At 65.9% G+C, this 26,545-nt stretch carries 26 protein-coding genes and 1 tRNA gene; 2 read left to right on the top strand and 25 right to left on the bottom strand.

Annotated elements, in window-relative coordinates:
- Positions 1–14: 14 nt before the first annotated feature.
- The 16 genes from nuoH to SNE35_RS23625 form a co-directional block, all read right to left on the bottom strand.
- Entirely contained in the window at positions 15–1,073 is a 1,059-nt protein-coding gene (nuoH, locus tag SNE35_RS23550; RefSeq protein WP_320425469.1) for an NADH-quinone oxidoreductase subunit NuoH, read from the bottom strand.
- 13 nt (positions 1,074–1,086) lie between these two features.
- Positions 1,087–3,420: an NADH-quinone oxidoreductase subunit NuoG gene (gene nuoG / locus SNE35_RS23555; RefSeq protein WP_320425470.1), complete on the bottom strand. Its 2,334-nt coding sequence runs from the start codon at positions 3,418–3,420 to the stop codon at positions 1,087–1,089.
- A gap of 14 nt (positions 3,421–3,434) precedes the next feature.
- A complete protein-coding gene (nuoF, locus tag SNE35_RS23560) occupies positions 3,435–4,796 on the bottom strand; it encodes an NADH-quinone oxidoreductase subunit NuoF (protein ID WP_320425471.1) in 1,362 nt (453 codons plus the stop codon).
- A 7-nt stretch (positions 4,797–4,803) separates the two neighbouring features.
- On the bottom strand, positions 4,804–5,310 hold the full coding sequence (locus SNE35_RS23565; protein WP_320425472.1) for an NADH-quinone oxidoreductase subunit NuoE family protein: 507 nt from the start codon (positions 5,308–5,310) through the stop codon (positions 4,804–4,806).
- Entirely contained in the window at positions 5,307–6,560 is a 1,254-nt protein-coding gene (locus SNE35_RS23570) for an NADH-quinone oxidoreductase subunit D (protein WP_320425473.1), read from the bottom strand. The genes SNE35_RS23565 and SNE35_RS23570 overlap by 4 nt, the downstream gene beginning before the upstream one ends.
- 3 nt (positions 6,561–6,563) lie before the next feature.
- Positions 6,564–7,160: an NADH-quinone oxidoreductase subunit C gene (locus tag SNE35_RS23575; protein ID WP_320425474.1), complete on the bottom strand. Its 597-nt coding sequence runs from the start codon at positions 7,158–7,160 to the stop codon at positions 6,564–6,566.
- An 18-nt stretch (positions 7,161–7,178) separates the two neighbouring features.
- Positions 7,179–7,655, bottom strand: coding sequence for a NuoB/complex I 20 kDa subunit family protein (locus SNE35_RS23580; RefSeq protein WP_077035036.1), 477 nt, complete (start codon positions 7,653–7,655; stop codon positions 7,179–7,181).
- A 68-nt stretch (positions 7,656–7,723) separates the two neighbouring features.
- Positions 7,724–8,083, bottom strand: a complete 360-nt coding sequence (locus tag SNE35_RS23585; RefSeq protein ID WP_320425747.1) for an NADH-quinone oxidoreductase subunit A — start codon at positions 8,081–8,083, stop codon at positions 7,724–7,726.
- A 226-nt stretch (positions 8,084–8,309) separates the two neighbouring features.
- A tRNA-Leu gene (locus tag SNE35_RS23590) sits at positions 8,310–8,394 on the bottom strand.
- Positions 8,395–8,535: 141 nt separating this feature from the next.
- A complete protein-coding gene (gene secG / locus SNE35_RS23595) occupies positions 8,536–8,919 on the bottom strand; it encodes a preprotein translocase subunit SecG (RefSeq protein ID WP_320425475.1) in 384 nt (127 codons plus the stop codon).
- 43 nt (positions 8,920–8,962) lie between these two features.
- On the bottom strand, positions 8,963–9,703 hold the full coding sequence (tpiA, locus tag SNE35_RS23600) for a triose-phosphate isomerase (protein WP_320425748.1): 741 nt from the start codon (positions 9,701–9,703) through the stop codon (positions 8,963–8,965).
- 20 nt (positions 9,704–9,723) lie between these two features.
- Positions 9,724–10,713 (bottom strand): NAD(P)H-quinone oxidoreductase, encoded by a 990-nt coding sequence (locus SNE35_RS23605; RefSeq protein ID WP_320425476.1) that lies wholly within the window; start codon positions 10,711–10,713, stop codon positions 9,724–9,726.
- Between the two features lie 13 nt (positions 10,714–10,726).
- Positions 10,727–12,868 (bottom strand): polyribonucleotide nucleotidyltransferase, encoded by a 2,142-nt coding sequence (pnp, locus tag SNE35_RS23610; protein ID WP_320425477.1) that lies wholly within the window; start codon positions 12,866–12,868, stop codon positions 10,727–10,729.
- Positions 12,869–13,066: 198 nt separating this feature from the next.
- The gene (gene rpsO, locus SNE35_RS23615; RefSeq protein ID WP_431312780.1) at positions 13,067–13,339 is read right to left on the bottom strand and encodes a 30S ribosomal protein S15; all 273 of its coding nucleotides are present in this window, start codon (positions 13,337–13,339) and stop codon (positions 13,067–13,069) included.
- A 141-nt stretch (positions 13,340–13,480) separates the two neighbouring features.
- Positions 13,481–14,635 carry a pyridoxal phosphate-dependent aminotransferase gene (locus SNE35_RS23620; RefSeq protein ID WP_320425479.1) on the bottom strand — a complete coding sequence of 385 codons (1,155 nt, stop codon included), beginning with the start codon at positions 14,633–14,635 and terminating at the stop codon, positions 13,481–13,483.
- A gap of 17 nt (positions 14,636–14,652) precedes the next feature.
- Complete coding sequence (locus SNE35_RS23625; protein ID WP_320425480.1) at positions 14,653–15,906, bottom strand: branched-chain amino acid ABC transporter substrate-binding protein; 1,254 nt, start codon at positions 15,904–15,906, stop codon at positions 14,653–14,655.
- Positions 15,907–16,085: 179 nt separating this feature from the next.
- Between SNE35_RS23625 and SNE35_RS23630 the strand changes: the two genes are divergently transcribed.
- Complete coding sequence (locus SNE35_RS23630) at positions 16,086–16,505, top strand: Hsp20/alpha crystallin family protein (RefSeq protein WP_320425481.1); 420 nt, start codon at positions 16,086–16,088, stop codon at positions 16,503–16,505.
- 7 nt (positions 16,506–16,512) lie between these two features.
- Here SNE35_RS23630 and tsaD read toward each other — a convergent pair whose 3' ends face one another.
- The 9 genes from tsaD to uvrB all read right to left on the bottom strand — a co-directional run bounded on the left by tsaD (position 16,513) and on the right by uvrB (position 25,150).
- The gene (tsaD, locus tag SNE35_RS23635) at positions 16,513–17,556 is read right to left on the bottom strand and encodes a tRNA (adenosine(37)-N6)-threonylcarbamoyltransferase complex transferase subunit TsaD (RefSeq protein WP_320425482.1); all 1,044 of its coding nucleotides are present in this window, start codon (positions 17,554–17,556) and stop codon (positions 16,513–16,515) included.
- Entirely contained in the window at positions 17,553–17,891 is a 339-nt protein-coding gene (gene fdx / locus SNE35_RS23640) for an ISC system 2Fe-2S type ferredoxin (protein ID WP_320425483.1), read from the bottom strand. Before fdx ends, tsaD begins: the two co-directional genes overlap by 4 nt.
- 20 nt (positions 17,892–17,911) lie before the next feature.
- A complete protein-coding gene (gene hscA / locus SNE35_RS23645) occupies positions 17,912–19,768 on the bottom strand; it encodes a Fe-S protein assembly chaperone HscA (protein ID WP_320425484.1) in 1,857 nt (618 codons plus the stop codon).
- Between the two features lie 5 nt (positions 19,769–19,773).
- Complete coding sequence (gene hscB / locus SNE35_RS23650) at positions 19,774–20,295, bottom strand: Fe-S protein assembly co-chaperone HscB (protein WP_320425485.1); 522 nt, start codon at positions 20,293–20,295, stop codon at positions 19,774–19,776.
- An 85-nt stretch (positions 20,296–20,380) separates the two neighbouring features.
- Entirely contained in the window at positions 20,381–20,710 is a 330-nt protein-coding gene (gene iscA, locus SNE35_RS23655; RefSeq protein ID WP_320425486.1) for an iron-sulfur cluster assembly protein IscA, read from the bottom strand.
- A gap of 16 nt (positions 20,711–20,726) precedes the next feature.
- A complete protein-coding gene (iscU, locus tag SNE35_RS23660; RefSeq protein ID WP_320425487.1) occupies positions 20,727–21,116 on the bottom strand; it encodes a Fe-S cluster assembly scaffold IscU in 390 nt (129 codons plus the stop codon).
- Between the two features lie 37 nt (positions 21,117–21,153).
- A complete protein-coding gene (locus SNE35_RS23665) occupies positions 21,154–22,374 on the bottom strand; it encodes an IscS subfamily cysteine desulfurase (RefSeq protein ID WP_320425488.1) in 1,221 nt (406 codons plus the stop codon).
- An 18-nt stretch (positions 22,375–22,392) separates the two neighbouring features.
- Positions 22,393–22,926 carry a Fe-S cluster assembly transcriptional regulator IscR gene (iscR, locus tag SNE35_RS23670; RefSeq protein WP_320425489.1) on the bottom strand — a complete coding sequence of 178 codons (534 nt, stop codon included), beginning with the start codon at positions 22,924–22,926 and terminating at the stop codon, positions 22,393–22,395.
- Between the two features lie 118 nt (positions 22,927–23,044).
- Positions 23,045–25,150, bottom strand: a complete 2,106-nt coding sequence (uvrB, locus tag SNE35_RS23675; protein WP_320425490.1) for an excinuclease ABC subunit UvrB — start codon at positions 25,148–25,150, stop codon at positions 23,045–23,047.
- A 147-nt stretch (positions 25,151–25,297) separates the two neighbouring features.
- On the opposite strand from uvrB, the gene SNE35_RS23680 reads away from it, so the two are divergent.
- A complete protein-coding gene (locus SNE35_RS23680; protein WP_320425491.1) occupies positions 25,298–26,497 on the top strand; it encodes an amino acid aminotransferase in 1,200 nt (399 codons plus the stop codon).
- Positions 26,498–26,545 lie beyond the last annotated feature (48 nt).

The following is a 26,545-nucleotide window of genomic DNA, read 5'->3' on the forward strand; positions in this document are numbered from 1 at the left end:
TGGTCGGGGCTTCTTCAGTTCCAGATGTTGAACGGCGACTGGATCCACAGGCCGACGACGACCAGCCAGACCAGCGTCACCGGAATGAAGATCTTCCAGCCCAGACGCATGATCTGGTCGTAGCGGAAGCGCGGGAAAGTGGCACGGACCCAGAGGAAGGTCGTCACGACGACGAACACCTTGATCGCCAGCCAGATCCAGCCAGGGATGAAGTCCAGGAAGGCGAAGGGGCTCAGCCAGCCGCCGAGGAACATGGTTACGGCCAGGATCGAGACCAGGATCATGTTGGCGTACTCGGCGAGGAAGAACATCGCGAAGGCCATGCCCGAGTACTCGATCATGTGGCCGGCGACGATTTCCGATTCGCCTTCCACCACGTCGAACGGGTGGCGGTTCGTCTCGGCGAGACCCGAGATGAAGTACACGATGAAGATCGGGAACAACGGCAGCCAGTTCCAGGAGAACACGGACGCGCCATGCGCCGCACCCCAGCCCTTGCCCTGCCCCATCACGATGTCGCTCATGTTCAGCGAGCCCGAGACCATCAGCACGATCACCAGCGCGAAGCCCATGGCGATTTCGTAGCTGACCATCTGCGCCGAGGCACGCAGCGCACCGAGGAAGGCGTACTTCGAGTTCGAGGCCCAGCCGGCGATGATCACGCCGTAGACCTCGAGCGAGGTGATCGCCATCAGGAACAGCAGGCCGGCGTTGATGTTGGCCAGCGCGACGTCGGGGCCGAAGGGCACGACGACCCAAGCGGCCAGCGCCGGCATGATCGTCATGATCGGGCCGAGGAAGAACAGGCCCTTGTTCGCCTTGGCCGGGACGATGATCTCCTTGAAGATCAGCTTCACCGCGTCGGCGATCGGCGTCAGCAGGCCGAACGGACCCACGCGGTTCGGACCCGGACGGATCTGCGACCAGCCGATGGCCTTGCGCTCCCACAGCGTCAGGTAGGCGACGCAGCCCATCAGCGGCGCGACGACGATGATGATCTTCAGCAGGTTCCAGATCACCGGCCAGACAGCGCCCAGGTGGGCGGCGCCGGCGTTGTAGAGGGTGTCGATCATTGTTCTGTCTTCCTCAGGCCTTGCTGACGTTCAGCGTGCCGAACATCGCACCCAGCGCCGCGGTCTCGACGAGGCCGGCCGGCACGCGCACGACGTTGGCGGGCAGACCGGCTTCCAGCTTCGCGAACAGCTCGGCGGCACCGGCACCGTCCTGCGTGATGCGGACGCGGGCACCCTGCTCTGCCAGGCCCAGCTGGGCCCACAGTGCGCTCGGGATGCCGGCGACGGCGGCGTTCTTCGCGTCGGTCGTCAGCTGCAGCGAGGTGCTGTTGCGGACCAGCGCGTCGGCGGCGTAGATCGGCAGGCTGGCCAGGCGCTCGATGCCCGTCGAGGCAGCAGCACCCTGGATCGCAGCAGTCGTCGTGTTGCTCAGGCGGCCGGCGAAGTCGGAGCCGACGCCCAGGGCCTCGGTCTTCACCTGCTCCGAGCTTTCCTGCTCGAAGCCGGCGACTTCCAGCAGGTTGCCCAGCACGCGCAGGATCTTCCAGCCCGGACGGGTCTCGGCCAGCGGCTTGACGACGCCGACGAAGGTCTGCGCGCGGCCCTCGGCATTGACGAAGGTGCCCGAGGTTTCGGTGAACGGTGCCGTCGGCAGGATCACGTCCGCGTATTCCAGGCCCGACTTGAAGGGGCTCATCACGACGACCATCTCGGCCGCGTTCAAGGCCTTGGCGGCGGCAGCAGCGTTGGCGGCGTCGAGCACCGGATCGGTGTTCAGCAGCACCACGGCCTTCAGCTTGCCCTCGCCGTCCAGCATCTGGCCGGCGTTCAGGCCACCGGCCTTCGGCAGGAAGCCGGTCAGTTGCGCACCGACCGTGTTGGCGGCTTCGGTCAGGTAGCCGACGCTGGCGCCGGTCTGCTGGCCGATCCAGTTGGCGATGGCCAGCAGGCTGGCGGCCTGCGGGTGCTGCGCAGCGGCATTGCCCAGCAGCACAGCCTTGCGGGTGCCGGACAGCAGCGAGGCGGCGATGGCCTTGGCAGCCTCGGTCGCTTCGCCCTGCGCCGGAGCGCTGACGTTGTTGGTCGCGGCGATCGCGGCGGCCACGTCGGCCAGCGATTGCACCCAGGCGCTCGGGGCGGCGGTGACGCGCGCGGCGACGGGCATCAGCCAGTCGTCTTCGCTCGCGCCGACGGCCGTGACCTGTGCACCGCGGCGAGTGGCCTGGCGCAGGCGCTGGGCGAACAGCGGGTGGTCCTTGCGCAGCTGCGAGCCGACCACCAGCGCGCGCTCGATCGTCGACAGCGAGGCGATCGAAGTACCCAGCCAGTGACTTGCACCGTCAGCCGCGACATTGCCGAAATCGGCGTGGCGCAGGCGGTAGTCGAGGTTCTGGCTGCCGATGCCGCGCACCAGCTGGGCCAGCAGGTGCAGCTCTTCGGTCGTGCTGTGGGCCGAGGCCAGCGCGCCGATGGCGTGGGCGCCGTGCTCCTTCTTGACCAGCTTCAGGCCGTTGGCGACGTATTCCAGAGCCGTCGTCCAGTCGACCTGCTTCCAGGCACCGCCCTGCTTGATCATCGGCGCGGTCAGACGCTGGTCGCTGTTCAGCGATTCGTAACTGAAGCGGTCGCGGTCGGCGATCCAGCATTCGTTGACGTCGTCGTTCTCCAGCGGAACGACGCGCATCACCTGCTGGCCCTTGACCTGGACGATCAGGTTGGCGCCGGTGGAATCGTGCGGGCTGACGCTCTTGCGGCGCGACAGCTCCCAGGTGCGAGCGCTGTAGCGGAAGGGCTTGCTGGTGAGCGCGCCGACCGGGCAGATGTCGATCATGTTGCCCGACAGCTCGGAGTCCACCGAGCGGCCGACGAAGGTCTGGATCTCGCTGTGCTCGCCGCGGTGAGCCATGCCCAGCTCCATCACGCCGGCGATCTCCTGGCCGAAGCGCACGCAGCGGGTGCAGTGGATGCAGCGGCTCATCTCTTCCATCGAGACCAGCGGGCCGACGTTCTTGTGGAAGACGACGCGCTTCTCTTCGGAGTAGCGGCTCTTGCCGCTGCCGTAGCCGACGGCCAGATCCTGCAGCTGGCATTCGCCACCCTGGTCGCAGATCGGGCAGTCCAGCGGGTGATTGATCAGCAGGAATTCCATGACGCCCTGCTGGGCCTTGACCGCCTTGTCGCTCTTGGTGCGGACGATCATGCCCTGCGTCACCGGCGTGGCGCAGGCCGGCATCGGCTTGGGCGCCTTCTCCACGTCCACCAGGCACATGCGGCAGTTGGCGGCGATGGAGAGCTTCTTGTGATAGCAGAAGTGCGGAATGTAGGCACCGGCCTTTTCGGCCGCATGCATCACCATGCTGCCCTCCAGGACCTCTACCTTCTGACCGTCGAGTTCGATTTCAACCATGTTTTGTTTTCCGATCAGGCCGCGGCTTTGCTGTTGGCCGAGGCTTCCTCGATCATCTTGACGAACTCCGGCTTGAAGTTCTTGATCATGGCGCGCACCGGCATCGCGGCGGCGTCGCCGAGCGCACAGATCGTGCGGCCCTGGATGTTGTCGGCCACGGAGTTCAGCAGGTCCAGGTCCGAGGCGCGGCCCTTGCCGTGGTAGATGCGCTCGATCACGCGGTGCATCCAGCCCGTGCCTTCGCGGCAAGGCGTGCACTGACCGCAGCTCTCGTGGGCGTAGAAGTAGGCCAGGCGCAGCAGGCTCTCGACCATGCAGCGCGAGTCGTTCATCACGATCACCGCACCCGAGCCCAGCATCGAACCGGCCTTGGCGATGGAGTCATAGTCCATCGTGCAGTTCATCATCGTCTCGGCCGTCAGCACCGGGGCGGACGAGCCACCCGGGATCACGGCCTTCAGCGTGCGGCCTTCGCTCGCGCCCTTCACGCCGCCGGCGAGTTCCAGCAGCTTGCTGAACGGCGTGCCCAGCGGGATCTCGTAGTTGCCCGGACGCTCGACGTCACCCGACACCGAGAAGATCTTCGTGCCGCCGTTGTTGGGCTTGCCGATCTCCAGGTAGGGCTGCGCGCCGTTGCGGATGATCCAGGGCACCGCGGCGAAGGTCTCGGTGTTGTTGATCGTCGTGGGCTTGCCGTAGACGCCGAAGCTGGCCGGGAACGGCGGCTTGAAGCGCGGCTGGCCCTTCTTGCCTTCCAGCGATTCCAGCAGCGCGGTTTCCTCGCCGCAGATGTAGGCGCCGAAGCCATGGTGCGCATGCAGCTGGAAGCTGAAGCCGCTGCCCATGATCTTGTCGCCGAGGAAGCCGGCGGCGCGGGCTTCTTCCAGGGCCGCTTCGAAGCGCTCGTAGACCTCGAAGATCTCGCCGTGGATGTAGTTGTAGCCCACCTGGATGCCCATCGCGAAGGCGGCAATGGCCATGCCTTCGATGACGATGTGCGGGTTGTACATCAGGATGTCGCGGTCCTTGCAGGTACCCGGCTCGCCTTCGTCCGAGTTGCAGACGAGGTACTTCGCACCGGGGAACTGGCGGGGCATGAAGCTCCACTTCAGACCCGTGGGGAAGCCGGCGCCGCCACGGCCGCGCAGGCCCGAGGCCTTGACCTCGGCGATCACTTGGTCGGACGTCAGCGGCGTGCCGTCGGCCGTACCCTCGCCCGTCAGGATCTTGCGCAGGGCGGCATAGCCCCCACGTGCGACGTAGTCCTTCAGGCTCCAGTTGTCACCGTTCAGGCCGTCATAGATCTGCGCGCCGATGTGGCGGTCGTGGAAGCAGGTCTCGACGCCCTTGGCTTGGAATTTGGAAAGATCGAGCATGCCGTCCTCAGTTGGTCTTGGCATTGGCCCGCAGCACATCGACGAGTTCGTCGAGGCGCTGATGGCTCATGAAGCTGCACATCTGGCGGTCGTTCACCAGCATCACCGGCGCGTCGGCGCAGGCGCCCAGGCACTCGCTCTGCTGCACCGTGAAGACGCCGTCGGCCGTCGTGCCGCCCATCTCCACGCCGAGCTTCGTGCACAGGTGCTCCAGCGCCTTCTGGCCGTCGCGCAGCTGGCAGGGCAGGTTCGTGCAGACGTTCAGCTTGAACTGGCCGAGCGGCTTCTGGTTGTACATGTTGTAGAAGGTCGTGACCTCGTACACCGCGATGGCCGGCATGCCCAGGTAGGCAGCGATGGCGTCCTCGCTGGCACGCGAGACGTAGCCCTGCTCATGCTGCACGATGGCCAGGCAGGCCATCACCGCCGACTGCTTCTGCTCGGCCGGGTACTTCGCCACTTCACGGGCGAAGCGCGCGGCCGTGGCCTCGCTCAAAACGTATTGTTCGCTCATCGGTCAATCTCACCGAAAACAATGTCCATCGTGCCGATCACGGCCACGGCGTCGGCAATCATGTGGCCCTTGGCCATCTCGTCGAGCGCCGCCAGATGCGGGAAGCCCGGCGCGCGGATCTTCAGACGATACGGCTTGTTGGCGCCGTCGCTGACGATGTAGATGCCGAACTCGCCCTTCGGGTGCTCGACGCCCGCATAGGCCTCGCCGGCCGGGACTCGGAAACCTTCGGTGAAGAGCTTGAAGTGGTGGATCAGCTCTTCCATGTTGGTCTTCATGCCCACGCGGTGCGGGGGAGCGACCTTGTGGTTGTCGGTGATGACCGGACCCGGATTGGCGCGCAGCCACTTCACGCACTGTTCGACGATGCGGCAGCTCTGGCGCATCTCTTCGACGCGGACCACGTAGCGGTCGTAGGTGTCGCCGTTGGTGCCGAGCGGGATGTCGAAGTCCATGTTGGCATAGACGTCGTAGGGCTGCTTCTTGCGCAGGTCCCAGGCGATGCCCGAGCCGCGCAGCATCGGGCCCGAGAAGCCCAGGTTCAGCGCGCGCTCCGGCGAGACGACGCCGATGCCGACCGTGCGCTGCTTCCAGATACGGTTGTCGGTCAGCAGCGTCTCGTAGTCGTCGACGTTCTTCGGGAAGCGCTTGCAGAAGTCTTCGATGAAGTCCAGCAGCGAGCCGCTGCGGTTCTCGTTGAGCTTGGCGATCGCCTTGGCGTTGCGGATCTTGCTGGCCTGGTACTGCGGCATCGTGTCCGGCAGGTCGCGGTAGACGCCGCCCGGACGGAAGTAGGCCGCGTGCATCCGGGCGCCGGAGACCGCTTCGTACATGTCGAAGATGTCTTCACGCTCGCGGAAGCAGTAGATCAGGATGTTCATCGCGCCGCAGTCCAGACCGTGCGCGCCCAGCCACAGCAGGTGGTTCAGGATGCGGGTCAGCTCGGCGAACATCACGCGGATGTACTGCGCGCGCATCGGCACGTCCACGCCCAGCATCTTCTCGATGGCCAGGCAGTAGGCGTGCTCGTTGGCCATCATCGACACGTAGTCGAGACGGTCCATGTAAGGCAGCGACTGGATGAAGGTCTTGCTCTCGGCCAGCTTCTCGGTGGCGCGATGCAGCAGGCCGATGTGCGGGTCGGCGCGCTGGATGATTTCGCCGTCGAGTTCCAGCACGAGACGCAGCACGCCGTGGGCGGCCGGGTGCTGGGGACCGAAGTTCAGCGTGTAGTTCTTGATTTCTGCCATGACTTACAGGCCACCGTAGTTGTCTTCGCGAATCACTCGCGGCGTGATCTCGCGCGGCTCGATCGTCACCGGCTGGTAGATCACGCGCTTGGCATCGGCGTCGTAGCGCATCTCGACGGTGCCCGAGGTCGGGAAGTCCTTGCGCATCGGGTGGCCGATGAAGCCGTAGTCCGTCAGGATGCGGCGCAGGTCTTCGTGGCCGTCGAAGATGATGCCGTACAGGTCGAAGGCCTCGCGCTCGAACCAGTTGGCCGAGTTCCACAGCGCGTTGACCGAAGCGACCACCGGCAGTTCGTCGTCCGGCGCGAACACCTTCAGGCGCACGCGCTGGTTCCTGCTGACCGACAGCAGGTGCGAGACGGCCGCGAAGCGCGGGCCTTCATAGCCGCCCATGCCGTAGTCGGAGTAGTCCACGCCGCAGAGGTCGATCAATTGCTCGAAGCGCAGGTCGGCGTGGTCGCGCAGCGTCTGGGCGGCGGCGTAGTAGCTGCCGGGCTTGACGGTGACGGTGATCTCGCCGAACTCGTTCTTGATGCTCTGAATCTGCTCGCCGAGGGCGCTTTCGATCGCGCCCTTCAGGGTGTCGAGGGAGGTGCTCATCTTGTGTCGGGTCCTCGCTCAGCGCGCGATGGTGTTTTCGCGGCGGATCTTGGCCTGCAGCTGCAGGATGCCGTACAGCAGCGCCTCGGCGGTCGGCGGACAGCCCGGCACATAAACGTCGACCGGAACGATGCGGTCGCAGCCGCGCACGACCGAGTAGCTGTAGTGGTAGTAGCCGCCGCCGTTGGCGCACGAGCCCATCGACAGCACCCAGCGCGGCTCGGCCATCTGGTCATAGACCTTGCGCAGCGCCGGCGCCATCTTGTTGCACAGCGTGCCGGCCACGATCATCAGGTCCGACTGGCGCGGGCTCGGGCGGAACAGCATGCCGAAGCGGTCGATGTCATAACGCGCAGCGCCCGCGTGCATCATCTCGACGGCACAGCAGGCAAGACCGAAGGTCATCGGCCAGAGGGAACCGGTCTTCGACCAGTTGATCAGCTTGTCGACCGAGGTGGTGACAAAGCCTTCTTTCATGACGCCTTCAATACCCATTGCAAGCTTTCTTTCGGTTCAAGCCGGCAGCAGCGTGCGCCGGCTGACAAGAGGCTGTGAGCCCCTCCTCATTCCCAATCCAGGGCGCCCTTCTTCCACATGTAGACGAAGCCCAGCACGAGGATCGTGAGGAAGCTCATCATCGACCAGAAGCCGACCTGACCGATTTCCTTGAGCACGACAGCCCACGGAAACAGGAAGGCGATCTCCAGATCGAACAGGATGAAGAGGATGGCGATCAGGTAGTAGCGGACGTCGAACTTCATCCGCGCGTCTTCGAAGGCTTCGAAGCCGCATTCGTACGGGGAGTTCTTGGCTTTGTCGGGCCTGTTCGGGCCCAGCAGGAAGCCGAGGACCTGGGGCGCAATGCCGACACCGGCGCCGACCAGGATGAAGAGGATGACGGGGAGGTACTGATCCAAGTTCATAAGGTGACGCTGCTCGTTTTCGCCGCCCGCGGGCTCCAGCCCGCTCGCGGCAATGATTTTTCGATCCAACAAAAGCAAAGGGCGCGCCGTTCGCGATCTCTGATCGCGCACGGACCGCGCCCGCCTTGTCTCCCTGCCTCGGAGGTTTTTATTCCACCGATGGGCCAGGGCGCTCCGGCCAACATATTCGGATTTAACAAACCCGAGGATGCTACCCGTAAATCCTTGGTGCGGTCGGCGAGACTCGAACTCGCACAGCTTTCGCCACTACCCCCTCAAGATAGCGTGTCTACCAATTTCACCACGACCGCACGTCGTTTTCTTTGTTCTGACTCGCTTGAGGATTGCTCGTCTGAACAGCCTCAGATTCTATACCGATTTTTCGATGCCCCGAGGAAACGAGCATCAAAAGCAACGGCCTGCGCACATGGGCAAGCCGTCGATGCGGCGCCTCAGTTCGAAGCGGCCGCCGAGGCCGGAGCCACCACCGCCGGCGCAGCGCCCGGAATGGCTGCGGCGCCCGATGCCGGCACGGCCGGAGCGACGATCGGCGCCGTACGCTGGATCGGGCCGCTGTCGGCCGGGGCGAGACCGCCGCGATGGTTGGACAGATAGGCCAGGCCCAGCGTGCAGCAGAAGAAGATCGTCGCGGCCACAGCGGTGCTGCGCGACAGGAAGTTGGCGCTGCCGGTGGCGCCGAACAGGCTGCCCGAAGCGCCGCTGCCGAAGGACGCGCCCATGTCAGCGCCCTTGCCGTGTTGCACCAGCACCAGGCCAATGATCGCCAGCGCGCTGAGCAGCTGCAAAACCAGAATCAGATTCGACACAAATTGCATTTGGGAAAACTCCAGAGAAACTGTTCTATATCTTTTAAATAATTTACCCGGCGGCTCGGCAAATGGCGCCGAAATCCGTCGCTTTCAAGCTCGCGCCGCCGATCAGGCCACCATCGATATCCGGTTGGGCCAGCAGCGCGGCAGCGTTGTCGGCCTTCATGCTGCCGCCGTAGAGCAGGCGCATCGCGTCGGACTTCTGCGTTGCCGCATGCAACTGCGTCCGCAGCACCGCATGCACAGCCTGCGCCTGCTCCGGCGTGGCCGTGAGGCCCGTGCCGATGGCCCAGACCGGCTCATACGCGAGCACGATCTCACCGATGCAATGCGTCAGCGTATGGATCACCGCGGCGAGTTGGCGCTTGACGACCTGCTCGGTCTGCCCCGCCTCGCGCTCGGCCAAGGTCTCGCCGACGCAGACGATCGGCGTGATGCCGTGCGCCAGCGCCGCTTTGGCCTTGTCGGCAACGAGCTGGTCGCTTTCCTGGTGGTACGCGCGCCGCTCCGAATGGCCGACGATCGCATAGCGGCAACCCAGGTCGGCCAGCATCGCCGACGAAACCTCGCCGGTATAGGCGCCCTGCTCGTGGGCCGAGCAATCCTGCGCGCCGAAGCCGACGGCCGTGCCGGTCAGCGCCAGCGCGGTTTCGGTGATGTACGGGAACGGCACGCAGACGGCGACGTCCGCCGTCCACGGACCGGCTTCCCGCAGGCCGGCGAGCAGCACCGCGTTGGCGGCACGGCTGCCGTTCATCTTCCAATTGCCGACGACCAGTTTCTTGCGCATCGTTATTACTCGCTTCGCATTCACCAGGACAGCACGATCTTGCCGACGTGCTCACCCGACTCCATCAGCGCATGCGCCTCGGCCGCCTGCGCGGCCTTCAGCTCGCGATAGATTACCGGCGCGATGCGACGGGACTCCAGCAGCGGCCAGACGCGCTGCTTCAACGCCTGCGCGATTGCCGTCTTGAACGCCAGCGGCCGCGGCCGCAAGGTCGAGCCGACGATCGTCAGCCGCTTGCGCAGCAGCAGGCCCGCGTCGAACTTCGCCTCGATGCCGCCCTGCACGGCGATGACCGCCGAGCGGCCGTCCTCGGCCAGCGCCTGGACATTGCGCTCGACATAACCGCCGGCCACCATGTCCAGGATCACGTCGACGCCGCGCCCGCCGGTGGCGGTCTTGACCTCGGCAACGAAGTCCTGTTCCTTGTAGTTGATCGCCACATCGGCGCCCAGCTTCAGGCAGGCTTCGGCCTTGGCCGCATTGCCGACGGTGACGATCACCTGGCTCGCGTCGAAGGCCTTCGCAAGCTGGATCGCCGTGACGCCAATGCCGCTCGTGCCACCATGGATCAGGATCGACTCGCCCGGTTGCAGGCGGGCGCGGTCGAACACGTTGGACCAGACGGTGAAGAAGGTCTCCGGCAGGCTCGCCGCCTCGACCATCGACCAGCCATTGGGCACTGGCAGGCACTGGCCGATCGGCGCCACGCAGAGTTCCGCGTAGCCACCGCCCGCCACCAGTGCGCAGACCGCATCGCCCACTTTCAGCCCGGCCGCACCCAGCTCCGCCGGATCGCCGGCGACGATGCGTCCAGCCACTTCCAGGCCGGGCAGATCGCTGGCGCCCTTCGGCGGCGGGTAGTGCCCCTTGCGCTGCAGCACGTCCGGCCGATTGATGCCGTAGGCCTCAACCGCGATCAGGCACTCGCCCGCCCCGGCGACGGGGTCAGGCCTTGCCTCGAGCTGCAGCACCTCCGGCTTGCCGGGCTGGGTGATGGCGATGGCTTTCATCGTCGCGGGCGGATCAGTTCGCCTCGTCAGCCGGCGCGGCAGGAGCCGGGGCCGGAGCGGCGTCGCGATCGATCAGCGCCTTCATCGACAGCTTGATGCGGCCCTTCTCGTCCGTTTCCAGCACCTTGACCTTGACGATCTGGCCTTCGGACAGGTAGTCCGTGACCTTCTCGACGCGCTGGTGGGCGATCTGGCTGATATGCAGCAGGCCGTCCTTGCCGGGCAGCAGGTTGACCAGGGCACCGAAGTCCAGGATCTTGGTGATCGGGCCTTCGTAGACCTTGCCGATTTCCACTTCAGCGGTGATCTCTTCGATGCGCTTCTTGGCGTGGGCCGCCTTGTCGGCGTCCGTCGAAGCGATCGTGATCGTGCCGTCTTCACCGATGTCGATCGTCGTGCCGGTCTCTTCGGTCAGCGCGCGGATGGTGGCGCCACCCTTGCCGATCACATCACGGATCTTCTCCGGATTGATCTTCATCGTGTACAGGCGCGGAGCGAACTGCGAGACCTCGGTGTTGGCCGTGCCCATCGCCTCGACCATCTTGCCGAGGATGTGCAGACGGGCTTCCTTGGCCTGAGCCAGCGCGACCTGCATGATTTCCTTGGTGATGCCCTGGATCTTGATGTCCATCTGCAGGGCGGTGATGCCGTTGGTCGTGCCGGCCACCTTGAAGTCCATGTCGCCGAGGTGGTCCTCGTCACCGAGGATGTCGGTCAGCACGGCGAAGCGGTTGGCGTCCTTGATCAGGCCCATCGCGATACCGGCCACGTGGGCCTTCATCGGCACGCCGGCATCCATCAGCGCCAGGCAGCCGCCGCAGACGGAAGCCATCGACGAGGAACCGTTCGACTCGGTGATTTCCGAGACCACGCGCATCGTGTACGGGAAATCTTCCTTGTTCGGCAGCATCGCGGCCAGCGCGCGCTTGGCCAGGCGGCCGTGGCCGATTTCGCGGCGCTTCGGCGAACCCACGCGACCCGTTTCGCCGGTGGCGAACGGAGGCATGTTGTAGTGCAGCATGAAGCGGTCTTCGAACTCGCCAGCCAGCGCATCGATGCGCTGCGCGTCGCGGTCGGTGCCCAGCGTGGCGACGGCCAGTGCCTGCGTTTCGCCGCGGGTGAACAGCGACGAACCGTGGGTGCGCGGCAGCACGCTGTTGCGGATCTCGATCGCGCGGACGGTGCGGGTGTCGCGGCCGTCGATGCGCGGTTCGCCAGCCAGGATCTGGCCGCGCACGATGCGGGCTTCGATCTCGAACAGCAGGCCTTCCACTTCAACCTTGTCGAAGGCAACACCTTCGTCGCTCAGCGCGGCGAACACGTTGGAAGCGGCCATGCGGCAAGCCTGCGTGCGGGCTTGCTTGGAACGGATCTGGTAAGCCTCGCGCAGCGGGCCTTCGGCCAGTGCGTTGATCTTGGCGATGAAGGCCTCGTCCTTGGCGGGCGCCTTCCAGTCCCAGACCGGCTTGCCGCCGTCGCGGACCAGTTCGTGGATCGCGTTGATCGCGATCTTGCCCTGGTCGTGGCCGTAGACGACCGCGCCCAGCATGATTTCCTCGGACAGCGCATCGGCTTCCGACTCGACCATCAGCACGGCAGCTTCGGTACCGGCGACGACCAGGTCCATCTTCGAATTGGCCAGCTCGGTCTTGCCGGGGTTCAGCACGTACTCGCCGTTGACATAGCCGACGCGGGCGGCACCGATCGGGCCGGCGAACGGGATGCCGGAGACGGCCAGCGCGGCCGACGAGGCGATCATCGCGGCGATGTCGGCCTGCACTTCGGGGTTCAGCGACAGGACGTGGATGACGACCTGCACTTCGTTGAAGAAGCCTTCGGGGAACAGCGGACGGATCGGGCGGTCGATCAGGCGGCTGGTCAGCGTTTCGAGTTCGCTCGGGCGACCTTCACGCTTGAAGAAGCTGCCAGGGATCTTGCCGGCGGCGTAGGTCTTCTCGATGTAGTCGACGGTCAGCGGGAAGAAGTCCTGGCCGGCCTTGGCTTCGGACTTGGCGACCACGGTGGCCAGCACCACGGTGCCTTCGATATCGACGACGACGGCGCCGCTGGATTGGCGGGCGATCTCGCCCGTTTCCATCACGACCTGATGCGGACCCCATTGGAAGGTCTTGGTGATCTTGTTGAACATGCTCATTGCGTGTCTCCTTGCTTGCGTTAAGGAGGAGTAGTCTGGGTTTGACGCAATGCCATTCCACCGGCTCTGCAGGGCGCAGAACCCGTGGAATGACACAGCAGCGTCACGTCAGCCCAACTCCGGTTTTGATGATTGCGAAAAGACAAAAAGCCTGTACTGGCAGACGTTCCAGACAGGCTCCTTGTCATCGCGGGCGAATTACTTGCGCAGGCCCAGCTTCTGGATCAGCGCGACGTAACGGTCGGCGTCCTTGCGCTTCAGGTAGGCCAGCAGGCTCTTGCGCGCGTTGACCATCTTCAGCAGACCGCGACGGCCGTGGTGGTCCTTGGCGTGGGTCTTGAAGTGCGGGGTCAGCGTGTTGATGCGCGCGGTCAGCAGAGCGACCTGGACTTCCGGCGAACCGGTGTCATTGGCGGCGCGGGCGTTGGCTTGAACGATTTCAGCCTTGTTGATCGACATGATGTGTTCCATTTCTGGTGCGGAAGAGCCGCTGGAACACGCAGTTATCACTGCGACGATCACAGACGGTTTCCAGGTTTGACTTGCGGTTGGGAGTGAAACCGACCCCCACCGTGCTTACTTCGTTCTACTTTGAAAAGCAGAACCGGCGGATTATAGACCGAGAAACGAACGCAGCCGAGCCACCCCGTCCACGAGCCGCTGCGGGTCGCGCGACGCGAAGCACCAACGCAGCCAGCCTTCCCCCTCGTCGCCGAAGGCAGCACCCGGCGCCAAACCCAGCCCGGCCTCGGTCACCAGTCGCTTCGCCAGCGTCAGCGAATCGTCGCCCTGCCCCTCCAGCCGGAAGAAGGCATACATGCCGCCCAGCGGGCTGGCAACGCTGACGCCGGGCAGCGCCTGCAGCAGCGGCAGCAGTGTGTTGCGGCAGGTCTTCATCCGCGCGGCCAGTTCCGGTACGAAGTCATTCGCCATGCCCGCCGCCACCATGCCGCCGCGCTGCACGAATACCGGCGCGCAGGAGGTGTTGAACTCGATCAGCTTGGCCACGCCGTCCAGCAGCGCCGGCGGCAGCACCATCCAGCCCAGGCGCCAGCCGGTCATCAGGAAGCTCTTCGAGAAGCTGTGGATCACGACCACGCGATCCTCGGGCGCCGCCAGGTCCAGGAAGCTCGGCGCGGCCTTCGCGCCGTAGGCGTAGTACAGCCGTTCGTAGACCTCGTCGGCAACGATCCAGGTTCCGGTCTTGCGGCAGTGGTCCAGCAGCACCTGCTGCTCGGCGCGGGTGAGCGTCCAGCCGGTCGGGTTGTTCGGCGCATTGACGAGCAGTACCTTCGTCGCCGGCGTGATCGCATCGAGCAGCGCCTGCAGGTCCAACCCCCACGCGCCCGCCTGCGGCGTCAGCGAGACCCGCTTGACCCGCGCACCCATGATCGCCGCCTGCGCCACCAGGTTCGGCCACAAAGGCACCACGGCCACGACCTCGTCGCCCGGCGACACCAGCGCCTGCGTCGCGATCATCAGTGCGCTGACGCCCGACGAAGTCACGGCGATCCGCTCGACGCCGACCGGCCGGTGCAGTGCGCTCGTATAGCCGGCCAGCGCCTCGCGCAGTTCGAGCAGGCCCAGGTTGTGCGCGTAGAAGGTTTCGCCGCGCCGCAGCGATTCGGCCGCCGCCTCGCGCACCGGCTCCGGCGTCACTTCATCGCTTTCGCCGAACCAGAAGGCCAGCACGTCGTCGCGGCCGATGCCGGCATTGGCGACCAGTCGAATCTTGGAAGTCGGCAGTTCGGAGATCAGGTCGCGCATGCTGGCTTTGCCCGTGGTCAGTTCGTCGTTGCTCCATTCTGCACGGGCCGCCGCATGCGGCAGGTGCTGGGCGGCTCGGTCGGCGGGATGTAGCGCAAGGTGCGGAAGCCGTAGCCGGAGCCTTCATTGTCGAAGCGCGCGCCGTCCGTGCCGGCGCGCTTCATCATCGTCACATACAGCGGCTGGATGAACTGGTGGTCGGCTGCACGCATCGTGCCCTGGTGCGGGATGCCCTTCGCGCGGCCATCGAAGGCCATGCCTTCCATCGCGCGCGCCACCGCCGTGGCCTCGGTCGAACCCGCCTTCTCGATCGCCTGCGTCAGCACCTCCACCATCGCCTGCATGCGTGCATGCAGGTAGTCGTCCTCGGGTCGCGGGAAGCGACGGCGGAAGGCCTGATAGAAGGCATCGGAGCTGGGCGTACCGACGTTGGGATGCCACTCGGCAACAGCCAGCACGCGGTCGATGCCGGCATCGCCGAGTGCCGCGGGCACGCCCAGCGCATTGCCGTAGAAGGTGTAGAACTTCGCGTCCAGGCCGATGTCGCGCGCGGCCTTGATCAGCAAGGTCAGGTCGTTGCCCCAGTTGCCGGTCAGCACCGCCTGCGCCCCGCTGGCCTTGATCTTGGCGACATAGGGCAGGAAGTCCTTCACGCGGCCGATCGGGTGCAGGTCTTCGCCGACGATGCGGATGTCCGGCCGCTTGGCCGCGATCATCTCGCGGCCGCGCCGGAGCACCTGCTGGCCGAAGCTGTAGTCCTGCCCGATCAGGTAGAGCCGCTTCACCGAGGCGTCGTCGCGGAGCTGGTCGGTCAGTGCGTCAAGGCGCATGTCCGCGTGCGCATCGAAGCGGAAGTGCCAGAAGCTGCAGCGCTCGTTCGTCAGCGCAGGCTCGACGGCGGCGTAGTTCAGCAGCAGCGCGCGATGCTGCGGATCCCGTTCGTTGTGCCGATCCAGCGCGTCGATCAGAGCAGCCGCTGTGGCGGAACTGTTGCCCTGCAGGATGAAGTGCGCATCACGCTCGATGGCAGAGCGCATCAGCGCCAGCGCCTCCTCGGTGCTGCCCTTGTTGTCCAGCCGCAGCACCTGCAGCGGCCGATTCCCGCCGGGCAGCTTCACGCCGCCCCGTGCGTTGACCCGCTCGGTGGCCCAGACGAGGTTGCGGAACACCGCCTCGCCGGCATTGCCGAAGGGGCCGGACAGCCCCTCGACCAGTGCAAGCGTGATCGGCTCACCCGCCTGCGCCGCAGCGCCGCACGAGAGCGCCGCCAAAACGAAAAGCCGCGTCAGATAGTGGCGTCCGTTGCGCTTCCAAGAGGCTTCGAACTGAATTTTTCGCGGCCCTTGAAAGGCTTGCAGGCAGGCCAAGATTCGGAGCCATGGGGGCTGCGCCCTGGCAAACCACTCAGCAGCGAACCGTATCAACACTTCGATATTTCCTGGAGTCAGACATGTTTGTTTTCCCCGTTGCCCGCACCCGCTACAACCCCGAACTGTCGCGCCGCATCGAGCGCCTGTTCGACGTCAACGACAAGGCCGTCACGCTGCGCAGCCCGGCGCTGGACGTCAGCGAGACCGACGCCGCCTACACCCTGCAGCTCGACCTGCCGGGCATCGCCAAGGAAGCCGTCAAGGTCCGCATCGAAGGCCGCAAGGTCAGCATCGATGCCGAGCAGGCTGCGGCCGCCGCCACGCCCGAGGGCACCCGCGTCGTCTACAGCGAGCGCTCGGTCACACGCTTCTCGCGCACGCTGACCCTGCCGGTCGAAGTCAGCAAGGCCGACTCGGTTGCCAAGATCGAGAACGGCGTGCTGACCTTGACCCTGGTCAAGCGCCAGCCCGACAACGCGGGCGAGCTGACCGTCAACTAAGCCGCATTCAGGCCGCACCCAGCGGCCAGCGCGGGCGCACCTCGAAGCTGCCCCGCGCCGCGTCATGCAGGGTGGCCATGCCACGCTGCAGGCGCATCGCGGCGGCCATGGCGATCATGGCGCCGTTGTCGGTGCACAGGCTCAGCTCCGGGTAGTGGACGCGCACCTGCCGCTTCGCGCAGGCCGCGTTCAACTGCCGCCGAAGCTCGGCGTTAGCGCCGACACCACCAGCCACGACCAGGCGCTTCAGCCCCGTTTCCTTCAGCGCCAGCAGCGATTTCTTCACCAGCACTTCGACGATCGCCGCCTGCGTGGCAGCGGCCAAGTCGGCGCGTTGCTGGTCGGTCGGCGCATCGCCGAGCTTCTTCACCTGCGTCAGCACCGCTGTCTTCAGGCCGGCGAAGCTGAAGTCCGGCTTGCCGCTGTGAAGCAGCGGCCGCGGCAGCTCGAAAGCGCTCGCATCGCCCTGCTCCGCCAGCCGCGCGAGGTGCGGCCCGCCGGGATACGGCAGGCCCAGGAGCTTGGCACTTTTGTCGAAAGCCTCGCCGGCGGCGTCGTCGATCGTCTCGCCGAGGATCTCGTACTGGCCGACGTCGTCCACGCGCATCAGTTGCGTGTGGCCGCCGGACACAAGCAGCGCGATGAAGGGGAACTCGGGGGGATCGTTCGACAGGAAGGGCGACAGCAGATGCCCTTCCAGGTGATGCACACCCAAGGTCGGCTTGCCCAGCGCCGCGGCCAGCGAAACGGCCACGCCAGCACCGACCAGCAGCGCGCCGGCCAGGCCGGGCCCCTGCGTGTAGGCGACGACGTCCACGTCCTTCAGCTCGGCACCGGCCTCGGCCAACACCTCACGCGTCAGCGGAAGCACACGGCGGATGTGGTCGCGCGAGGCCAACTCGGGCACGACGCCGCCGTAGGCCTGGTGCATGACGATCTGGCTGTGCAGTGCCTGGGCCAGCAACTGAGGCGCTCCGCCGCCCTGCTCCGGCACCTCGACCAGCGCTACGCCGGTCTCGTCGCAGGAGGACTCGAAGCCCAGGACCTTCACTTGCCCTCTTTGGCGTGATTGATCGAGTACTTGGGGATCTCGACCGTGATGTCCTGCTGGCCGAGGATCGCCTGGCAGGACAGCCGCGAATCGGGCTCCAGGCCCCAGGCGCGGTCCAGCATGTCCTCCTCGCCCTCGTCCATCTCGGACAGCGAACGGGCGCCCTCGCGAACGATCACGTGACAGGTGGTGCAGGCGCAGACCTGGTCGCAGGCGTGCTCGATCTCGATGTCGTTGTCCAGCAGCGCCTCGCAGATCGAGGTGCCGGGCGGCGCCGTGACGGTGGCGCCCTGCGGGCAGTATTCGGCGTGGGGAAGAATCTTGATGATGGGCATGGCGTTGGGCTTGCTCTGGCTCAGATCTGTTCGATGTTGCGGCCGGTCAGCGCCTGCTGGATGCCGCGGTTCATGCGCTCGGCGGCGAAGGCCTCGGTGCCCTTGGCCAGCGTTTCGACGGCGGCGTCGATCGCGTCGGCATCGTCGCCTTGCGCGGTCTCGTTCAGCGCGCGCAGCAGTTCGTCGATCGCCTGGGTTTGTACGGCGTCCAGCAGATCGCCATCTGCGGCCAGTGCCGAGCGCGTGGCCAAGGTCATCCGCTCGGCCTCGACACGGGCCTCGCGCAGCTTGCGCGCGTGCATGTCGCTGTCGGCACTGGCGAAGCCGTCCTTCAGCATGCCGGCGATCTGGTCGTCGGACAGGCCGTAGCTGGGCTTGACCTGTACGGCCGCTTCCACACCGGATCCCAGTTCCTTGGCCGACACGCTGAGCAGGCCGTCCGCATCGACCTGGAAGCTCACGCGGATGCGCGCGGCGCCCGCCACCATCGGCGGAATGCCGCGCAGTTCGAAGCGCGCCAGCGAGCGGCACTCGCTGACCAGCTCACGCTCACCCTGCAGCACATGGACGGCCATCGCGGTCTGGCCATCCTTGAAGGTGGTGAAGTCCTGCGCCTGGGCGACCGGGATGGTCGCGTTGCGCTCGATGACGCGCTCGACCAGGCCGCCCATCGTCTCCAGGCCTAGCGACAGTGGGATCACGTCCAGCAGCAACAGTTCGCCGTCGGCGGCATTGCCGGCCAGCTGGTTCGCCTGGATCGCTGCGCCGAGGGCGACGACTTCGTCCGGATTCAGGTTGGTCAGCACCTCGCGGCCGAACAGCTTGCCGACCGCCTCGCGCACACAGGGCATGCGCGTGGAGCCGCCGACCATCACCGTGCCCTGCACCTCGTCCGGCTTGACCTTCGCGTCGCGCAGCACGCGTCGCACGCTGGCCAGCGTCTTGGAAACCAGCGGCTCGACCAGTTGCTCGAACTGCGTGCGGGTGACGGGCACCTCGATCGCGCCGGCGTCCAGGGCGGCAGTCAGCACGACCGCGTCGGCCGAGGACAGCGCCTCCTTGGCAGCACGGGCGGCCACCAGCACGGCGCGCTTGTCGTGCGCACTGCTTGCGTTCACCTTCGCCTGGGCCAACGCCCAGTCGGCCAGCAGGTGGTCGAAATCGTCGCCGCCCAGCGCAGCATCGCCGCCCGTGGCCACGACCTCGAACACGCCTTTGGTCAGGCGCAGCAGCGAGATGTCGAAAGTACCGCCGCCGAGGTCGTAGACGGCGTAGAGGCCTTCGCTGGCGTTGTCCAGGCCGTAGGCGATCGCGGCCGCGGTCGGCTCATTGATCAGGCGCAGCACGTTCAGGCCGGCGAGTTGCGCGGCGTCCTTGGTCGCCTGGCGCTGTGCGTCGTCAAAGTAAGCCGGAACGGTGATCACCGCACCGAAGACGTCGTCGGCAAAGCTGTCCTCGGCACGGAAACGCAGGGTGGCGAGCACCTCGGCCGAGGCCTGGACCGGCGACACGTTGCCGTGACGCGTCTTCACCGACAGCATGCCGGCCGAGTCCTCGAACGAATACGGCAGCTTCTCGCGGCCGGTGATATCCGCCAGCGCCCGACCCATGAAGCGCTTGAAGGACACCAGCGTGTTCTCCGGGTCCTCGGCCTGGGCTTCGAGCGCGGCGGCGCCGATTTGGCGGCGGCCCTCGTCCAGATAACGCACGGCCGAAGGCAGGATCACGCGGCCCTGCTCGTCGGGCAGGCATTCGGCCACACCGTGACGGACGGCCGCCACGAGAGAATGGGTCGTGCCCAGGTCGATGCCGACCGCAATGCGGCGTTCGTGCGGATTGGGCGAAGCACCCGGTTCGGAGATTTGCAGCAGGGCCATCGTCGTTATTGGTTTTCCAGCGCCTCCAGGCGCTTGTCGATATCGGAGCGGAACTTGGCGATGAACATCAGCGCGCGCACTTGCGCGGCGGCAGCCGGCGCGTCGTCAGCCTCGTCCAGCAGTTGCCCGACCTCGGCCAGCAAGGCGGTCTCGCGCGCGGCCACCTGGTCGTCGATCGACTGGACCTCGGCCAGCGTCGCCGCTTCGTCCAGCCCCTCGCGCCAGGCCATCTGCTCCATCAGGAAGCTGGCGGGCATGCGGGTGTTCTCGTTGGCCAGCAGCGGTACGCCGCGCAGCTCGCACAGGTAGGCGGCGCGCTTGAGCGGGTCGCGCAGGCGCTGGTGCGCCTCGTTGACGCGCAGGGCCCACTGCATCGCCTGGCGCTGCGACGCCGCGCCTTCGGCGCTGAACTTGTCCGGATGGACCTTCGCCTGCAGCGCCTTCCAGCGCGCATCGATCTCGGCACGCTGCTGCGCCTGCTGCCGGGGCAGGCCGAACAGGCTGAAATCGTCGTCGTCGAGTCGCATGCGTGGGTCGTGAACTTGCCAAGAAAAAGGCGCGGCTGGTGGCCGCGCCTCGTGTTGCTGATGGCCGAGGATTTTAGTCGGCGAATCAGATGCGGAACGATTCACCACACCCGCAGCGGTCTTTCTCGCGCGGGTTGCGGAACTTGAAGCCTTCATTGAGGCCCTCGCGGACAAAGTCCAGCTCGGTGCCGTCGATATAGGGCAGGCTTTTGGGGTCGACGAGGATCTTGACGCCGTGACCTTCGAAGACGACGTCTTCCGCGGTCACTTCGTCGGCGTACTCGAGCTTGTAGGCCAGGCCCGAGCAGCCAGTCGTCTTGACGCCCAGGCGCACGCCGACGCCACGACCGCGCTTGCTCAGGTAGCGCGTCACGTGGCGGGCAGCCGCCTCGGTCATGGTCACGGAAGAAGACATCCGCGGCGCTCCCGGCTCAGTTCGCCGCGCGCTTGGCGCGGTAGTCGTCGACGGCGGCCTTGATCGCGTCTTCGGCCAGGATCGAGCAGTGGATCTTGACCGGCGGCAGCGCCAGTTCCTCGGCGATCTGCGTGTTCTTGATCGACAGCGCCTCGTCCAGGCTCTTGCCCTTGACCCATTCGGTGACCAGCGAGCTCGACGCGATCGCGGAGCCGCAACCGTAGGTCTTGAACTTGGCGTCCTCGATCAGGCCGGTGGCGGGGTTCACCTTGATCTGCAGCTTCATCACATCGCCGCAGGCCGGTGCGCCGACCATGCCGGTGCCGATGGAGTCGTCGCCCTTCTCAAAGGCGCCGACGTTGCGGGGGTTCTCGTAGTGGTCAACGACCTTTTCGCTGTAAGCCATGATTCGTTCTCCTTCTGCTGTCTTGTTCGGGGCTGCCTCAGTGGGCGGTCCACTGGATGGTGCTGAGGTCGATGCCGTCCTTGTACATGTCCCACAGCGGCGACAGTTCGCGCAGCTTGGCGACACGGTCCTTCAGCACCGACACCGCGTAATCGATCTCTTCGACGGTCGTGAAGCGGCCGATCGTCATGCGCAGCGAGCTGTGCGCCAGCTCATCGCTGCGGCCCAGCGCGCGCAGCACGTAGCTGGGCTCCAGGCTGGCCGAGGTGCAGGCCGAGCCCGACGAGACGGCCAGGCCCTTCACGCCCATGATCAGCGACTCGCCTTCCACGTAGTTGAACGAGATGTTCAGGTTGTGGGGCACGCGGTGCTCGAGGTCACCGTTGACGAAAACCTGCTCGATGCCGGTCAGACCATCCAGCAGGCGCTTGTGCAGCATGCGGATGCGCTCACCCTCTTCAGCCATTTCCTTGCCGGCGATCTCGTACGCCAGGCCCATGCCGACGATCTGGTGCGTGGCCAGCGTGCCGGAGCGCATGCCGCGCTCGTGACCACCGCCGTGCATCTGCGCTTCCAGGCGCACGCGCGGCTTGCGGCGCACGAACAGCGCGCCGATGCCCTTGGGGCCATAGGTCTTGTGCGAGGCCAGGCTCATCAGGTCGATCGGCAGCTTGGCCATGTCGATCTCGATCTTGCCGGTCGCCTGCGCACCGTCGACGTGGAAGATGATGCCCTTCTCACGGCAGATGTTGCCGATGGCGGTCACGTCCTGGATCACGCCGATCTCGTTGTTCACGAACAGGATCGAAACCAGGATCGTGTCCGGCCGCAGCGCGGCCTTGAAGACTTCCAGATCCAGCAGGCCGTTCTCCTGCACATCCAGCAAGGTCACGTCGAAGCCCTGGCGCTCCAACTCGCGGCAGGTGTCCAGCGTCGCCTTGTGCTCGGTCTTCAGCGTGATGATGTGCTTGCCGCGGCTCTTGTAGAACTGGGCGGCACCCTTCAGCGCGAGATTGATCGACTCGGTGGCGCCGGATGTCCAGACGATCTCGCGCGGGTCCGCGTGGATCAAGGCGGCGACCTGCTCGCGCGCCTTCTCGACGGCGGCTTCAGCCTCCCAGCCCCAGGCGTGGCTGCGCGATGCCGGGTTGCCGAAGTGCTCGCGCAGCCAGGGGATCATCGCCTCGACGACGCGCGGGTCCACCGGCGTCGTCGCGCCGTAATCCATGTAGATCGGGAAATGCGGGGTCATGTCCATAACAGAAGGTCTGTTTTCTTATTTGAGGAAGGCGTTGCCCAGGGCAAAGACCGAATTCGGGGCGGTGATGCGGATGGGCTTGACCACCGGCTGGCTCGAGATGGCGCGCTTGATCGGCGCCTCCTCGATCGTCACGCCCTTGGCGAGCTGGTCTTCCACCAGCTTGCGCAGCGAGATCGAATCGAGGTACTCGATCATCTTGGCGTTCAGGCTCGTCCACAGCTCGTGCGTGATGCAGCGGCCGGTGTCCTCGCCCATGCAGTTTTCCTTGCCGCCGCAGCCGGTAGCGTCGATCGGCTCGTCCACGGCGACGATGATGTCGGCCACCGTGATTTCGCTGGACTTGCGACCCAGCGAATAACCCCCACCCGGACCGCGGGTACTCTCCACCAATTCATGGCGGCGCAGCTTGCCGAACAGCTGTTCCAGGTAAGACAGGGAAATCTGCTGACGCTGGCTGATCGCCGCGAGCGCGACCGGGCCGCTGTTCTCGCGAAGTGCCAGATCGATCATCGCCGTGACGGCAAAACGGCCTTTGGTGGTGAGACGCATGACTACTTCTCCTTCGGTCCTGAGGTCCCGAGAGGGTTAACCCTCGGGAATTTCCGACCATTTTACTCAATTACTCGCGTCTTTGCTTGCCGCGCCTGAGCCGGCCACCGCGAGGCCGTTAGACCTGGGTGCCTGGGACGTTGTCGTGCACCGCCGCGCCAAAGGCCTGCTCCCGCAGTTGCGCCAATTGGTCGCGCACGCGCGCCGCTTTCTCGAACTCGAGGTTGCGGGCGTGTTCCATCATCTGTTTCTCCAGCAGTGCGATGCGCTTGCCGAGATCCTTCTCGGACAGTTCTTCGACGGCGGCCGCCTGCAGCAGCTTCTGGTCGTCGCGTCCGGGCTTCTCGGAGTAGACGCCGTCGATCAGGTCCTTGATCCGCTTGCTGACGCCGCGCGGGACGATGCCGTTGGCTTCGTTGAAGGCCAGTTGCTTGGTCCGGCGACGTTCGGTCTCGCCCATCGCCTTGCGCATCGAATCGGTGATCCGGTCCGCATAGAGGATGGCCTTGCCGTTCAGGTTGCGCGCGGCCCGGCCGATGGTCTGGATCAGGCTGCGCTCGGCACGCAGGAAGCCTTCCTTGTCGGCATCGAGGATCGCCACCAGCGACACCTCGGGAATGTCCAAGCCCTCCCGCAGCAGGTTGATGCCGACCAGCACGTCGAACACACCGAGCCGCAGGTCGCGCAGGATCTCGACGCGCTCGACCGTATCCACATCCGAGTGCAGGTAGCGGACCTTGACGCCGTTGTCGCTCAGGTAGTCGGTCAGTTGCTCGGCCATCCGCTTGGTCAGCGTCGTAATCAGCACCCGTTCCTGGATTTCGACGCGGTCGCGGATTTCCTGCAGCACGTCGTCCACCTGATGGGTGGCCGGCCGTACCTCAACGATCGGGTCGACCAGGCCCGTGGGCCGCACCACCTGCTCGACGACCCGGCCGGCGTTCTGCTTCTCGTAGTCCGCCGGCGTGGCGGAGACGAAGACCGCCTGGCGCATCTTGCGCTCGAACTCGGCGAACTTCAGTGGCCGGTTGTCCAGCGCCGAGGGCAGCCGGAAGCCGTACTCCACCAGCGTCGTCTTGCGCGCCCGGTCGCCGTTGTACATGCCGCCGAACTGGCCGATCAGCACGTGGCTCTCGTCCAGGAACATCAGCGCGTCGCCGGGCAGGTAGTCCACCAGCGTCGGCGGCGGATCGCCCGGCTCGGCGCCGGACAGGTGCCGGGTGTAGTTCTCGATGCCCTTGCAGTGGCCGACTTCCTGCAGCATCTCCAGGTCGAAGCGGGTGCGCTGCTCCAGGCGCTGCGCCTCGACCAGCTTGCCCTCCTTGACGAAGAAATCCAGCCGCTCGCGCAACTCGGCCTTGATCGTCTCGATCGCCGCGACCACCCGGTCGCGCGGCGTCACGTAGTGGCTGCTCGGATAGACCGTGAAACGGGCGATCTTGTGGCGGACACGGCCGGTCAGCGGGTCGAAGAGCTGCAAGGTCTCGACCTCGTCGTCGAACAACTCGATGCGCAGCGCCAGCTCGGAGTGTTCAGCCGGGAAGACGTCGATCGTGTCGCCGCGCACGCGGAATGTGCCGCGGCTGAACTCCATCTCGTTGCGGGTGTACTGCATGCGGATCAGGTGGGCGATGATGTCCCGCTGACCCAGCTTGTCGCCCGCGCGGACGGTCATCACCATCTGGTGGTAATCGCTCGGGTTGCCGATGCCGTAGATCGCCGACACCGAGGCCACGATGATCACGTCGCGCCGCTCCAGCAGGCTCTTCGTGCAGGACAGGCGCAACTGTTCGATCTGCTCGTTGATCGCACTGTCCTTCTCGATAAACAGGTCGCGCTGCGGCACATAGGCCTCGGGCTGGTAGTAGTCGTAGTAGGAGACGAAATACTCCACCGCGTTGTTCGGGAAGAAGTCGCGGAACTCGCCGTAGAGCTGGGCGGCCAGCGTCTTGTTCGGCGCGAACACGATGGCCGGCCGGCCGAGGCGCGCGATCACGTTGGCCATCGTGAAGGTCTTGCCGGAGCCGGTCACGCCCAGCAGGGTCTGGAAGCTCAGGCCGTCGGAGATGCCCTCGCAGAGCTCCGCAATCGCCGCCGGCTGGTCGCCGGCGGGCGGAAAGGGCTGGAATAGCTGGAACGGCGAACCTTCGAAAGAGACGAACTCGCCCTTCGGCGCAGCGTCGTCAACGGCGGCTGCATCGGTGGCGTTGGGGGTGTCGTGCATCGGGTAATCCCTGGATCGTGGCGTCAAGGCGCCTAGAATTCAGCGCTCGCGCAATCCGACAGGGTAGCGCAGGCCAGATGCCCGTGCTAACCCGCGCTTTCAGCGCAGCCTCCTCCAATTGCCACCGTCCTGTCAGGAACGATCACCATGTCCTTGTTTGCCGCCGTCGAAATGGCCCCCCGCGACCCGATCCTGGGTCTGAATGAGCAGTTCAATGCCGACACGAACCCCGGCAAGGTGAACCTGGGTGTGGGCGTCTACTACGACGAGAACGGCAAGCTGCCGCTGCTGAAGTGCGTGGCCCAGGCCGAAGCCGCCCTGCAGGCCGACCCCAAGGCCCGCGGCTATCTGCCGATCGACGGCATCGCTGCCTACGACAAGGCCGTCCAGGGCCTGGTCTTCGGCGCCGACAGCGCGATCCTCGCCGCCAAGCGCGTCGCTACCGTGCAGGCGATCGGCGGCACCGGCGGCCTGAAGATCGGCGCCGACTTCCTGAAGCGCCTGAACCCGAACGCGCTGGTGCTGATCTCCGACCCGAGCTGGGAGAACCACCGCGCACTGTTCACCAATGCCGGCTTCAAGGTTGACGCCTATCCTTACTATGACGCCGCCAAGCGAGGTATCAACTTCGACGGCATGCTGACGGCGCTGAACGCCGCCCAGGCCGGCACGATCGTCGTGCTGCACGCCTGCTGCCACAACCCGACCGGCTACGACCTGACGCCCGCCCAGTGGGACCAGATCGTCGCCACCGTCAAGGCCCGCGGCCTCGTGCCCTTCCTCGACATGGCCTACCAGGGCTTCGGCGAGGGCATTGCGCAGGACGGCGCGGTGATCCAGCAGTTCGTCGCCTCGGGCCTGGACTTCTTCGTTTCCACCAGCTTCTCGAAGAGCTTCTCGCTGTACGGCGAGCGCGTCGGTGGCCTGAGCGTCGTCTGCGCCACGGCCGAGGAAACCGCCAAGGTGCTGAGCCAGCTGAAGATCGTCATCCGCACGAACTACTCCAACCCGCCGACTCACGGCGCCCAGGTCGTCGCCAACGTGCTGTCCACGCCCGCGCTGCGCGCGCTGTGGGAAGAAGAATTGGCCGGCATGCGCCTGCGCATCCGCGCGATGCGCGTGGCACTGGTCGAGGCACTGCAGAAGGCCGGCGTCACGCAGGATCTTTCGTTCGTGACGCGCCAGAAGGGCATGTTCAGCTACTCCGGTCTCTCCGCCGAGCAGATGCAGCGCCTTCGCAGCGAATTCGGCGTCTACGGCGTCGATTCCGGCCGCATCTGCGTTGCTGCCCTGAACGAGAAGAACCTGCCGGTGGTGGCCGCCGCGATGGCGGCCGTCATGAAATAACGGGCACCCCTGTGCATGAATGGCGGGTTTGCCCGTAAGCAAACCCGC

The sequence above is a fragment of the Roseateles agri genome, from assembly GCF_034043675.1.
Classification (GTDB): Bacteria; Pseudomonadota; Gammaproteobacteria; order Burkholderiales; family Burkholderiaceae_C; genus KK5.